Source organism: Dietzia natronolimnaea, assembly GCF_002289575.1.
GTDB classification, from domain to species: Bacteria; Actinomycetota; Actinomycetes; order Mycobacteriales; family Mycobacteriaceae; genus Dietzia; species Dietzia natronolimnaea_A.
This window is the reverse complement of sequence record NZ_NTGA01000005.1, coordinates 84,463-96,851: the sequence shown is the minus strand read 5'-3', so window position 1 is coordinate 96,851 and position 12,389 is coordinate 84,463. Positions and strand designations below refer to the sequence as shown.

13 protein-coding genes are annotated in these 12,389 nt (G+C 71.5%); 8 read left to right on the top strand and 5 right to left on the bottom strand.

Features of this window, described 5'->3' with window-relative positions:
• Positions 1-12 precede the first annotated feature (12 nt).
• The 4 genes from CEY15_RS03210 to CEY15_RS03195 all read right to left on the bottom strand — a co-directional run bounded on the left by CEY15_RS03210 (position 13) and on the right by CEY15_RS03195 (position 4,305).
• The gene (locus CEY15_RS03210) at positions 13-1,527 is read right to left on the bottom strand and encodes a lamin tail domain-containing protein (protein ID WP_095717275.1); all 1,515 of its coding nucleotides are present in this window, start codon (positions 1,525-1,527) and stop codon (positions 13-15) included.
• 169 nt (positions 1,528-1,696) lie between these two features.
• The gene (locus tag CEY15_RS03205; protein WP_095717274.1) at positions 1,697-2,383 is read right to left on the bottom strand and encodes a YceI family protein; all 687 of its coding nucleotides are present in this window, start codon (positions 2,381-2,383) and stop codon (positions 1,697-1,699) included.
• A 69-nt stretch (positions 2,384-2,452) separates the two neighbouring features.
• On the bottom strand, positions 2,453-3,082 hold the full coding sequence (locus CEY15_RS03200) for a response regulator transcription factor (RefSeq protein WP_095717273.1): 630 nt from the start codon (positions 3,080-3,082) through the stop codon (positions 2,453-2,455).
• A complete protein-coding gene (locus CEY15_RS03195) occupies positions 3,079-4,305 on the bottom strand; it encodes a sensor histidine kinase (RefSeq protein WP_095717272.1) in 1,227 nt (408 codons plus the stop codon). Before CEY15_RS03195 ends, CEY15_RS03200 begins: the two co-directional genes overlap by 4 nt.
• Before the next feature lie 154 nt (positions 4,306-4,459).
• Between CEY15_RS03195 and CEY15_RS03190 the strand changes: the two genes are divergently transcribed.
• Together CEY15_RS03190 and CEY15_RS03185 are read left to right on the top strand one after the other, a co-directional pair.
• Positions 4,460-5,500 (top strand): FtsX-like permease family protein, encoded by a 1,041-nt coding sequence (locus CEY15_RS03190; RefSeq protein ID WP_095717271.1) that lies wholly within the window; start codon positions 4,460-4,462, stop codon positions 5,498-5,500.
• 65 nt (positions 5,501-5,565) lie between these two features.
• Positions 5,566-6,312 (top strand): ABC transporter ATP-binding protein, encoded by a 747-nt coding sequence (locus CEY15_RS03185; protein WP_095717270.1) that lies wholly within the window; start codon positions 5,566-5,568, stop codon positions 6,310-6,312.
• Here the strand turns inward: CEY15_RS03185 and CEY15_RS03180 are convergent.
• The gene (locus tag CEY15_RS03180) at positions 6,309-6,668 is read right to left on the bottom strand and encodes an Rv2640c family ArsR-like transcriptional regulator (RefSeq protein ID WP_017836078.1); all 360 of its coding nucleotides are present in this window, start codon (positions 6,666-6,668) and stop codon (positions 6,309-6,311) included. The genes CEY15_RS03185 and CEY15_RS03180 overlap by 4 nt on opposite strands.
• Before the next feature lie 101 nt (positions 6,669-6,769).
• On the opposite strand from CEY15_RS03180, the gene CEY15_RS03175 reads away from it, so the two are divergent.
• From CEY15_RS03175 to hisH, 6 genes are all read left to right on the top strand, one after another.
• Positions 6,770-7,228, top strand: coding sequence for an ArsI/CadI family heavy metal resistance metalloenzyme (locus CEY15_RS03175; RefSeq protein WP_095717269.1), 459 nt, complete (start codon positions 6,770-6,772; stop codon positions 7,226-7,228).
• 141 nt (positions 7,229-7,369) lie between these two features.
• Positions 7,370-8,710: a histidinol dehydrogenase gene (hisD, locus tag CEY15_RS03170; protein WP_095717268.1), complete on the top strand. Its 1,341-nt coding sequence runs from the start codon at positions 7,370-7,372 to the stop codon at positions 8,708-8,710.
• Positions 8,707-9,843, top strand: coding sequence for a histidinol-phosphate transaminase (locus CEY15_RS03165; RefSeq protein ID WP_095717267.1), 1,137 nt, complete (start codon positions 8,707-8,709; stop codon positions 9,841-9,843). Before hisD ends, CEY15_RS03165 begins: the two co-directional genes overlap by 4 nt.
• Positions 9,840-10,463, top strand: coding sequence for an imidazoleglycerol-phosphate dehydratase HisB (gene hisB / locus CEY15_RS03160; RefSeq protein ID WP_017836074.1), 624 nt, complete (start codon positions 9,840-9,842; stop codon positions 10,461-10,463). Before CEY15_RS03165 ends, hisB begins: the two co-directional genes overlap by 4 nt.
• A 7-nt stretch (positions 10,464-10,470) precedes the next feature.
• Positions 10,471-11,718 (top strand): MFS transporter, encoded by a 1,248-nt coding sequence (locus CEY15_RS03155; protein WP_095717266.1) that lies wholly within the window; start codon positions 10,471-10,473, stop codon positions 11,716-11,718.
• The gene (gene hisH, locus CEY15_RS03150; protein WP_095717265.1) at positions 11,715-12,377 is read left to right on the top strand and encodes an imidazole glycerol phosphate synthase subunit HisH; all 663 of its coding nucleotides are present in this window, start codon (positions 11,715-11,717) and stop codon (positions 12,375-12,377) included. The genes CEY15_RS03155 and hisH overlap by 4 nt, the downstream gene beginning before the upstream one ends.
• Positions 12,378-12,389 lie beyond the last annotated feature (12 nt).

Genomic DNA, 12,389 nt, shown 5'->3' with positions numbered 1-12,389 from the left:
GATCGTGTCGGCTCAGAGGGACCGAATCATAGTCGGCAACAGGGTCGGCGCGTCGCCCAACGATCCGAAGACTGGATGGAGGCCCGCGAGCGAACCGAGGACGGTGTCCAGGTCGTCGAGCGACCCGTCAACGGTGTCGTCGTCCTCCACGGTGCACTCGCCGGCCTCGGAAACGGCAGTGCGCAGGCCGACCCCTGCGGTGGCCCCGTCGTCGGCCCACAGGAACCGGACCCGTTCGGCGGTGCCGGTGGCGCCTCCCATGAGGCACTCGACGGTCTCGCGGTGGGAGCCGAAGCCCTCGTTGGCGAGGTTGGGCATTCCGGCCGGCCGGGCGTGGACGGTGCCGTCGGTGACGAACCCGGTCCCATCGAAGGTCATCTCGAGCGACCGTCCTTCGCACACTTCGTCACACAGCACGCGGAGTACGCCGTCGACCTCGTCATAGTCGAGAGCCATCACGCCGGAGAACGGCGAGGTGTAGCTCTGCTTCTCGGTCACCGCACCCCCGGCACCCAACGTCACGACGTGGACCTTCCCGGTCCCCTCCACGCCCACGGCGAAAGCTCCGCCGAACACCTCGGGCAGGTACTCGACGGCCTCGAGACCGGCGTTCGCACCGAGCGGGCCGGTGAGCGCGGCCAGGGAGTACTCGTCGGTGGCATCGAGGGTGCCGGAGTCGCGATCGGTGGGCAGGACGAATCGCAGGATCGAGGGACGACTGATCCGGCTGTCCTCGTTGTCCCGCTCGGTGGCCACGTAGACGGCCCCGTCCGGTCCCACGGTGACGCCCTCGGCATCGGGCAGCCCCGAGCCGTCGGGGTACTTCAGGACGAAGGTGCGCGCGAGCGAGTACGTGCCGGCGCCCGGGTCGTAGGCCAGGACGTAGAGCGTGCCGGAGCCGTTGTTCACCACGTAGGCGGTGCCGTCGGCCGCGATGTCGACGCCGGACATGTCGTCGTCCTCGGCGAAGTCGCCCCCCAGCGCGACGGGGGTGATCGTCAGCGGGTCGAAGGGCCACGGCGACGTGACGACCGGATCCTCCTCGTCGGCCGAGACGTTGCGGGCGTTGCGGGTGGGCTCACCGGTCACCGCGAACTCGCCCGTCATATCCGGGATGCGACCCCAGGTGGTGGGTGAGTGGCCCGACCAGGTGGTGGAGTCGACGATCTCGCCGCCCGCGTCCCGGAGGATCACCGAATCGTTGCCGCCGAGCCCGAAGTAGTCCGGGTCCACATCGGTGTAGACGGACCAGTATCCGCCGGACTCGATTGTGGTCCCGTCGGGGATGACGATCGGGTCGTGCGTGGGGTCGTCGTCGATCAGCGTCCAGCCAGAGATGTCCACGTCCTGCTCGGTGTCGAGATTGGCCAGCTCCACCCAGTCGCCCACGGCATCACCGTTGGACTCGACCTCGTTGATCACCACCGTGGGGGCGGGCGAGGCGGGCGTGGCGGCAGGGACGCCGATGGCCGCTCCGGCGGCGAGGGCGACCGTGAGGACGCCTGAGCTGAGGGTTCGTACGCGCATCGAGGGCCTTTCCTGGGCAATGGCTGAGTGACTGACCAGGTGACCGTAGGAGGGCCAGGTGCCGGGTTCCTGTCGGCCGGGTGGCGACGAGCTGAACAGTCGTTGCTACCGGCCGCCGCAGACCTGCACGTGGGCTCGGTCCGGGACGCGTCACGAGACCGATGCGCGGCTAGCGTCGGGCCAGGCTCACCAGGAAGTCGATCGTTCCGGACGGTTCCACGGCGACGAAGCCGAGGCTCGGCGGCTCCACCCCGACCTCGGCCCAGGTGAGGGGGACGGCGCCGGAGGCGATCAGGTTGTCTCCCGTCCTCAGGACGGTCACCTCGATCTCCTCACGCACGGTCGTGCCCTTGATCGTCAGGTCGATCTCCATCGGGATCGACGCCGTCGTGCCGTCCGTCGGAACCGAGGCCAGATCGACGGGCTCGGCCACCGTGAGTGTCGCGAAGGGATGGGCCCCCGCGTCGAGGATCTGCGGTGAGCGGGCCTGTTCGTCGCGCCGGTCGATGTCCGTCTCGATTCCCGCCACCTGCACGTCGAAGGAGGCGGACTCGAGCACGGTGCCGGAGATCGTGGCCTCCCCGCTGACCTCGCTGGTGCTCCCGACGACGGTCACCGGCTCCCCGCGCAGGATCTCGTCGACCGTGTATCCGGCGGACGTCTCGTTGGGTGCGGTCCCCGGGACCACCACCCACGAGCCGTCCAGATCCCCGGTCGCGGCCTCGGCCCCGTCGATGGAGACGGTCGGGGCCGGGGCGTCGTCGCCACCGCGGGCCGCCCTGTAGAGGTAGGGCGCGGCGATGACGACGACGATGACGACGACGAGGGCGCCGATGATCCAGGGGAGTCTCCGCATGGGACGAGCTTAGGAAGTCCGGCGGGCCGGCGGATGAGGTCGGCGGTTAATGCCGCGAGATCCGCCGCCTCACACCACTCCGAGCTCGCGGGCCCGAGCCACCGCTGCCGTCCGGGACGTCACCCCGAGTTTGTCGAAGACATGCACGAGGTGCGTCTTGACCGTCGCTTCCGACACGTTCAGGGACGCCGCGACCTGCCGGTTGGTCTCGCCCGTCGCCACCGCTCTCAACACGTCCACCTCACGGTCGGTCAACACCGGCCGGGGGTCCCGGAGCCGGGTCATCAGCGTGGCGGCGACGGAGGGGGAGAGCGCGCCCTCCCCGGCCGCGGCGGCGCGGACGGCGGCCAGCAGCTCGTCGGGACCAGCGTCCTTGAGGAGGTATCCGCAGGCCCCCGCCTCGATCGCGCCGATGATGTCCGCATCGGTGTCATGGCTCGTCAGCACCAGGACCTGCGGCGGAGATTCCAGTGCACGTAGCCGCCGGGTCGCCCTGACCCCCGCGGAGGCGTCACCCGCGAAGCGCAGGTCCATGAGCACCACGTCCACGTCGCCGATCCGCGCCCGCTCGACAGCGCCGTCAGCGGTGGGGACGTCGGCCACCACCTCGATGGCAGGGTCCGATGCGATCAACGCGCGAAGTCCCGTCCGGACCACTGTGTGGTCGTCGGCGATCAACACCCGCACCGTCGCGTTCATGCCCCCGACCCTCCCACGGCCGTCGGGAGCACGGCTCGGATCGTGGTCCCTTCGCCCGGCTCGGAGACCACGCTGAACTCTCCTCCCAGCCCTGACACCCGACGCGCCATCCCGTCCAGACCGAACGATGCGGTGGGCCGCGGCGCGGCGACGTCGAAACCCCGACCGTCGTCGCGCACCTCGAGCGCGACCGCGGTGGATGACCCGGTCAGCGTCACCTCCACCCTCGAGAGTGAGGAGTGTGTGACCGCGTTCGCCAACGCCTCCTGCGCTACGCGGACGAGTACGGCGGCGACCTCAGGGGGAGGGTCGACATCGAGGGAGCAGTCCGCGGCCACCTCGATCCCCGGATGCTCCGCGCGGGTCCGCTCCGCGACCCGGCCCAGTGCGCCCGCGAGCGACACGCCGTCGAGCGGAGCGGGGCGTAGCGCGGCGATGAGGCGGCGGGTCTCGGTGAGGTTCTCGCCGGCCACCTCTCGCGCGAGGCGGGTCTGGTCGACGGCAGGGTGCGAGGGGTCCGCGCGCTCCACGGCGTGCAGCAACATCCCGATGCTCGCGAGCCCCTGCGCCACGGTGTCGTGGATCTCGCCGGCCAGGCGGGCCCGCTCGGCTTCCCGGCCCACCTCCCGCTCCCGACGAGCCAGCTCGGAGCGGGTCCTGACCAGCTCAGCGATCACCTCGCGCCGTGCCCGGGACTCCCGATCGAGCGCCCGGACGCCGGTGCCCAGTCCCACCGCGACGAGCGCCCCCACCGCGGGTCCCACGACCCCGGCGGGAGTGAACCCCCCGTGCATCCCCAGAGCCACCACCGCTACCGCGGCGAGCAGCGCCACCGCCGCGATCCCGGCCCACACACCCAGGAGGAACTGAGCCAGGAAGAACAGCGGGAACGCCAGGTAGGCGGCCTCCGGGACTCCCGCCACCAGGACCGCCCACAGCGCCAGCACCGCGGCGAGCCACCACAGTCTCGCGGTCCGGCCGGTCCCGCGCAGGCGGTCCCACACGCTCCCCGCCAGGTACACGACGGTGAAACCGACCGCCGCGCCCACGGCTACGAGGTCCAGCTCGCCGGCGGTGTCCCGGTGTGCGCTGATCAGGGTGAACGCGAGCAACGCCGCCACGAGGGTGTGCAGGGCCACCTGCAGTTGGGTGAAGACCGCGCGGACTCCGGCCGACTCGGGAGGCAGCTCTGCGCTCGCTCGGGGGCGGGAAGGGCCGGTCACCCGGTCGACGCTAGCCGTTGCCGTCGCCCCGGGCATCCATCGAAGGATGGACGCGGCACTCCACCGTCCTGCTGCGCGAGACCATCCGCCAGGGCGATTCGGGAGATGCCGCCGGCGACGAACCTGGAGGCACACCACCACGAGAGGGAACCCCATGTACTTCGCACTCCGCGACCTGCGCACCGCGCGAGGTCGCTTCGCGCTCATCACCGGTGTCGTCCTGCTGCTCTCGGTGCTGGTCGCCGGCCTGCTCGGGCTCACCGCGGGCCTGGCACACCAGAGCGTGTCGGCGCTGCGGGCCCTCGGCAGCGGAGACTCGTCGTTCGTCCTGCCCGCCGACGAGAACGGCGCCGTCGACCTCGATCGCGCGGCTTTCACCGAAGGTCAGCTGAACGACGTCACGGCCGCCGATCCCTCGGCCGTTCCCGTGGGCGTGGCCCGCATCCGCGTGGACGACGGGAGCGAGACCGGGGTCTCGGCCGTCGCCGTGGGGCTGGGCGGTTCCGTGGGATCGCTGACCCCGCCTCCGCCGGGCGAGGTCCTGGCCTCTACGGGCGTCGGCGACGAGGTGGGTGCCGGCGCGACCGAGCTCAGGGTCGACAGCAGCGCTCTGCGCGTCACCGGAGGGGTCGGCGACCTGTGGCACTCTCACACCCCCGTCGTCGTCACCGACCTGGCCACGTGGCACGAGCTCGCACCGCGAGGTGGGGCGGCCACGACTGTCGCCGTCTCGTCCGCGGAATCGGTGTCACACGCCGGTCTGACAGTGGTGGACCCCGACGGGCTGGTGTCCTCGCTGCCCTCCCATCGCGCGGAGAACACCTCGCTCAACACCATGACGTTCATGCTGCTGGCCGTCACCGCACTCGTGGTGGGCGCGTTCTTCGCGGTCTGGGGTATGCAGCGTCGCCGCGACGTCGCGGTGATCAAGGCGCTGGGCGGGTCCACCACCGCAGTGGTGCGAGACGCGGTGGGCCAGGCGGCGATCGTCCTGGCGGTGGGCATCGGCGGTGGCGTGGGGATCGCCGCGCTGTTCGGGGTGGTCGCGCCAGGGGCGGTGCCCTACGTCGTCTCGCCCGCCACCACCGTGCTCCCCGCCGTGCTCCTGGCCGTTCTCGGGCTGGCCGGGGCCGCCGTCTCCCTGCGGCCCGTCGTCGCCGCTGACCCCGCCACCGCACTCGGATCGCTCCGGTGAGTCGAATCGCCCGCCGCGACGGCGCGACGTCGTCGTCACACCACCTACGTCTCAAGGAGAAGCCCATGTCGCACGCCCCTGTCCACGGCGCCGCTGACCTCGACCCCACCGCGACCGCCGGGTTGCGGATGGAGGACGTCGTCCTGACCTACCCGGACGGCGACGGTCGGCTCACCGCCGTCGACCACGTCTCGTGCGGGATCGACAGAGGCCGCAGTCTCGCGGTGACCGGACCCTCCGGCTCGGGCAAGTCGAGCCTGCTGGCGGTGGCGGCCACGCTCACCCCGCCCGACTCCGGCCACGTGTGGCTGGCCACCCGCCACGGCGAGGTGGACCTGGCGGCGGTGAGCGCCCGACGGGCGGCCGAGCTGCGTCGGACGGAGATCGGCATCGTGTTCCAGCAGTCCAACCTCGTCGAGTCGCTCACCGCCCGCGAGCAGCTCGAGGCCATGGCCTGGCTCGGGAAGCGCCCGTCGCGTGCCCGCCGGACCGCGGTGCGGGAGCGAGCCGACGATCTGCTGGACAGGGTGGGTCTGGGGTCGATGGCCGGTCGGTCCGTGGGAGGCCTGTCGGGAGGTCAGCGCCAGCGCGTGGCGGTCGCACGCGCGCTGGTCAACGGGCCGTCGCTTCTCCTCGCGGACGAGCCGACCAGTGCGCTGGACTCGGAATCGGGCGCAGCGGTGGTGGACCTTCTGCTGCGCACCGCGCAGGAGTTCGAGGTGGCGTTGATGCTCGTCACCCACGACGAACGGGTGGCGGCGCGGTGTGATGCCCGCATCCACCTGGTGGACGGGGCGGTCCGGTCCGGCTAGGTGCAGCAGTTCGGGTCGAGCGCGGCGCGCAGGGCGTCGATCGCGGACCCCCGGGCACGGTGGAACACGCTCATCCCGCGACGCTCCGACTCGATCATCCCGGCCTCGCGGAGCCGGCCCAGGTGATGGGAGGTGGTCGACTCCGCGACGCCGGTCGCGGCGGCCAGATCTCCTGTGCGGACCTCGCCGTCGTCACTGGTGAGCAGGAGTGACAGCAGCCGGATCCGGACCGGGTCGGCGAGGGCCTTGAGACGCAGCGCGATCTCCACGGCGTCCTCGTGGCCGATCGGTCCCGCCGATACGGGCGCGCAGCAGACCGGCGAGCTGACGTCGAGGAGGGGCAGGGCCTTGGGCATGTCCGCGAGTGTAGCCCGGGTTCTTGACGAATATCGAAAAGGCTGCTTTCGTGGGCGAAGCAACAATTTAGATATTCATCGCAGAGGTAGGGGTTACGACCATGTCCCGTGTACAACTCGCCCTCAATGTCGACGACGTCGACGAGGCCGTCCGGTTCTACTCAACGCTCTTCGGCGTCGAACCGGCCAAGCGCAAGCCCGGTTACGCCAACTTCGTGGTGGAGCAGCCGCCGCTCAAGCTGGTCCTGCTCGAGAACCCGGGCCAGGGGGGCTCGCTCAACCACCTGGGCGTCGAGGTCGAGTCCAGCGAACAGGTCCACGGCGAGATCGAGCGACTGACCGACGCCGGACTCTTCACCGACGAGGAGATCGGCACCACCTGCTGCTTCGCCACCCAGGACAAGGTGTGGGTCACCGGCCCCGGGGGCGAGCGGTGGGAGGTCTACACGGTCCTGTCCGACTCGGAGACGTTCGGAACGTCGCCGGTAGCGGGTGGCATCAACAGGAACGACGACGACGAGGCCGGCGCCGACTCCGAGGGTGGCGTGTGCTGCGCGTGAGCGGCTGGAGGGTGTGGCCGACCGCGTCCCCGACACCCGGGAGGGTGGTGTGAGGGGAAACCCGGCGTGGGCAGACCTAGACTAGATCGGGGTCGTCGGCCGGTTGGTCGACGACCCGTGATCCCACGGAAAGGCCACACCATGCTCTCCCGCATCGACCTGCGCGGTCGCACCCTCGGTACCGCCGAGCTGCGCCGCACACTCCCGCGAGGCGCCGCCGACGTCGACTCCGTCGTCGACACCGTCCGCCCGGTGGTCGAGGCGATCCGGGAGCACGGGGCCTCCGCCGCGCTCGACTACGGCGAGAAGTTCGACCTGGTCCGGCCCACCTCGGTGCGGGTCCCCGCCGACGTCATCACCGAGGCCGGCGAGACCCTCGACCCCGCCGTGCGATCGGCACTGGTCGAGGCGATCCGCCGCGCGCGGATCGTCCACTCCGCCCAGCGGCGCTCGGACACCGTCACCGAGGTCGCCGCCGGCGGCTTCGTCACCGAGAAGTGGGTGCCCGTCGAGCGGGTGGGCCTCTACGTCCCCGGTGGCAAGGCCGTGTACCCGTCGAGCGTCATCATGAACGTCGTGCCGGCGCAGGTCGCGGGCGTCGGCGCGCTCGTGGTGGCCTCCCCGCCCCAGGCCGACTCCGGCGGGTGGCCGCACCCCACCATCCTCGGCGCGTGTGCCCTGCTCGGGGTCGACGAGGTCTGGGCCGTCGGCGGCGCCCAAGCCGTGTCACTGCTCGCCTACGGTGGCCAGGACACCGACGGCCGCGAGCTCGAGCCCGTCGATATGGTCACCGGCCCCGGCAACGTCTACGTCACCGCCGCCAAGCGGCTGTGCCGCAGCGTCGTGGGTATCGATTCAGAGGCCGGCCCCACGGAGATCGCCGTCCTCGCCGACCACACGGCCGACCCGGTCCACATCGCCTACGACCTCATCAGCCAGGCCGAGCACGACCCCGACGCGGCGAGCGTGCTGGTCACCGACTCCGAGCAGCTCGCCGACGCCGTCGCGCGGGAGGTCGAGGCCCGCTACACCGTCACCCTCAACTCGGACCGCGTCCGCGACGCTCTCGAGGGCCCGCAGTCGGGAATCGTCCTGGTCGACGACATCGACGCCGGGTTGCGCGTGGTCGACGCGTACGCGGCCGAGCACCTGGAGGTGCAGACCCGTGACTCGGCAGGTGACGCCGCCCGGGTGCGCAACGCCGGGGCGATCTTCGTGGGCGCCTACTCCCCGGTCCCGCTCGGCGACTACGCGGCGGGATCGAACCACGTCCTGCCCACCTCGGGGACCGCGCGTCACTCGTCCGGGTTGAGCGTGCAGACCTTCCTGCGCGGTATCCACGTCATCGACTACGACCGCGCCGCGCTCAAGGAGATCGCCCCGACCGTCGTCGCGCTCGCCGACGCCGAGCGGCTGCCGGCCCACGGCGAGGCCGTCCGGGCCCGCTTCGAGGACCTCACCGCCGAGGAGGGGGAGAAGTGAACGACACCCCCCGTCGCGGCGTCGGCCTGGACGCGCTGCCACTCCGCGAGAACCTCCGCGGCATGAGCGCCTACGGAGCCCCGCAGCTCGAGGTGCCCGTCCAGCTCAACACCAACGAGAACCCGCACCCGCCCAGTGCGGCTTTGGTGGCCGACATCGCGGAGGCGGTCTCCGGGGCCGCGGCCGACCTCAACCGGTACCCGGACCGGGACGCCGTCGAGCTGCGTACCGACCTCGCCGCCTACCTCACGGGACAGACCGGGGTCGAGGTGGACGTGGACATGGTGTGGGCGGCAAACGGGTCCAACGAGATCCTCCAGCAGCTGCTCCAGGCCTTCGGTGGGCCCGGGCGCAGCGCGATGGGGTTCGTCCCGAGTTACTCCATGCACCCCATCCTCGCGGCGGGCACGGACACCGGGTGGATCCCGGTCGACCGGGGCGCGGACCTGTCGATAGACGTCGAGGCCGCGCTGGCGGCGATCACCGCGCACCGCCCCGACGTCCTCTTCCTCACCACGCCCAACAATCCGACCGGCCACGTGATCGAGCTGGACGACCTGCGGCGGTTGATCGACGCGGCACCCGGGATCGTCGTGGTCGACGAGGCGTACGCGGAGTTCTCCCCGTCGCCCAGCGCGTGCACGCTCCTGGCCGAGTACCCGGCGACTCTCGTCGTCTCGCGCACCATGAGCAAGGCGTTCGCGTTCGCCGGAGGGCGGCTCGGGTACTTCGCGGCCGACCCCGCGTTCGTCGAGGCCGTGCTGCTCGTCCGGCTGCCGTACCACCTGTCTGTGATCGCGCAGGCCGCTGCCGGCGCCGCGCTGCGGCACGCCGACGAGACCCTGGCCTCGGTCGCCCTGCTGGCCGAGGAGCGCAAGCGTGTCACCGCGGGACTGGAGGCACTCGGGTACGACGTGCTGCCCAGCGAGGCCAACTTCGTGCTCTACGGACCCTTCGAGGATGCGCGCCGCGCCTGGCGCCGCTACCTCGACTCCGGCGTGCTCATCCGCGACGTGGGCATCCCCGGCCGTCTTCGTGCGACCATCGGGCTGGAGAGCGAGAACGACCGGCTGCTTCAGGTGAGCGCGGAGCTGGCGGGAACAGAGATCACCACCACGAGGGAGAGACGATGAGCGAGCAGGGTGGACGAGTGGGTCGCGTCGAGCGCACCACAAAGGAGTCATCGATCGTCGTCGAGATCGACCTCGACGGCACCGGTCGGACGGAGATCGCCACCGGCGTCCCGTTCTTCGACCACATGCTCACCGCGTTCGGTCAGCACGGCGCGTTCGATCTCACGGTCCGCGCGACGGGCGACGTCGAGATCGAGGCGCACCACACCGTCGAGGACACCGCCATCGTGCTGGGCCAGGCGCTCGGGGAGGCACTGGGCGACAAACGGGGCATCCGCCGGTTCGGCCAGTGTTCGATCCCCATGGACGAGACCCTCGCCGAGGCGGTCGTCGACGTCTCGGGCCGCCCCTACTGCGTCCACAGCGGAGAGCCCGACGTCATGATCGGGTACGTCGTCGTGGGGCACGACAGCGCCCCGTACGGCACCGTGCTCAACCGGCACGTCTTCGAGACCCTCGCGTCACACGCCCGAATCGCGCTGCACGTCCGCGTGCACTACGGGCGCGACCCCCACCACATCACCGAGGCGGAGTACAAGGCCGTCGCCCGGGCGCTGCGCGCCGCGGTCGAACCGGATCCGCGCATCAGCGGGATCCCCTCGACCAAGGGCGCCCTGTGATGGCGAAGTGACACAGAGCGTCACGAAGCCGGGCGGGTTCGCACAACTGGCCCGGACCCGCGGTGTGCCCGCGGCGTTCATCCTGGTCCTGCTCGCGTTCGGTGGCTTCTCGCTGCTCCTGCCCGTCGTGCCTCTCGCCGTGCTGCGGGGAGGGGGGAGCGAGCTGGTCGCCGGCGCGACCACCGGTGTGTTCTTGACGGTCACCGTGCTGGTCCAGCTGCTCACCCCGCGGATCACCGCGGCGATCGGGTACCGGTGGGTGCTCGCGAGCGGCAGTGCGCTCCTCGGTCTGCCGTCGGGTCTGCTCGCCCTGTTCGACGGGCCGTTCGCGGTGCTGGCGGTCAGTGGTGTCCGCGGGGCGGGCTTCGGCATGATGACGGTCGCCGGCTCCGCGCTGGTCGCGGAACTCGCGCCACCCGGGATGCTCGGCCGCGCCACCTCACTGATCGGCCTCGCGGTGGGGATCTCCGAGGCGATCTTCCTGCCCGTCGGGCTGTGGCTGCTGGAGGTGTTCGGTCTTGCCACGGTCGCCTGGGGCGCGACCGCCTTCGGTGTGGTCGGACTGCTCGCCGCGGCACGACTCCCTGATGTGCATCCGGCACCCGCGAGACCTTCCGACCCGTCCGCACTGGGCCGCCGGGCGATGATCGTGCTGCTCGCCGGGCCGTTCCTCGTCATGGTGGCGGTCTCCCTGCCCTACGGTGCCGCCGCGTCCTTCCTCTCACCCGCCCTGGACTCGATCGTCTCGGGGAGCGGAGCGGTCGTCGCGGGGGTCGGTCTGGGGCTCCTCGGGGTGGGCGTGATCGTCGGGCGCACCTTCGCCGGCCTCGTCTCCGATCGGCGCGGCCCCGGCGCCCTGGTCTGGCCCGGACTCGGGTTCTCGGCGCTCGGCATGGCCGGCATCGCCGGACTGCTCACGCTGTCGGCGAACCCGTGGTGGTTCATCGCCCCCGCCGTGGTGTTCGGGCTCGGGTTCGGCGCCGTGCAGAACGAGGCGCTCGTCGGGTCCTTCGAGCGGATGCCGCGCTCGCGTCTGGGGACCGCGTCCGCCTCGTGGAACATCTCCTTCGACGCGGGCACGGGCCTCGGATCGGTGGTCATGGGAGCGGTCGCCGGGTTCGGCTACGTGGTCCTGTTCATGGTCGCGGCCGGAGTCGTCCTCGTCGTGGGCGGCCCCGCGGCGGTGGGTGCCCGGCGCACCCGGCCCACGCGTGATCTGACCGTGCCACACCGGGACGATAAAGTGGGGTCATGACCTCACTGGCCCCGCGGGTGGCGCTCCTCGACTACGGCTCGGGCAACCTCCGCTCCGCCCACCGCGCACTGGAGCGTGTCGGTGCCCGGGTCGAGCTCACCTCCGACCCCGGGGTGGCCACCGAGGCGGACGCCCTCGTCGTCCCGGGGGTCGGCGCGTTCGCGGCGTGTATGGAGGGCCTCCGGGCCGTCAAGGGACCACGGATCATCGGCGAACGCCTCGCCGGTGGGCGCCCCGTCCTGGGGATCTGCGTCGGAATGCAGGTCATGTTCGAGCGGGGGACCGAGTTCTCGGACGGCGAGCACGCCGAGTCCGGGGCGGCGGGATGTGGCGAGTGGCCCGGTGTCGTGGAGCGGTTGGAGGCGCCGGTGTTGCCGCACATGGGGTGGAACACCGTCGAGGCGCCCGAGCGCAGTGTCCTGTTCTCCGGAATGCCCGCCGACGAGCGCTTCTACTTCGTCCACTCGTACGGTGTGCAACGGTGGGCGATGGAGCCGTCCGACCACCTGACCCCGCCGGAGGTCACCTGGGCCCGGCACGGCACGCGGTTCGTCGCCGCCGTGGAGAACGGCCCCCTGTCGGCCACCCAGTTCCACCCCGAGAAATCGGGTGACGCCGGCCTGCATCTGCTCGAGAACTGGATCCGGTCCATTGCCTGACCGCCGGGCTCG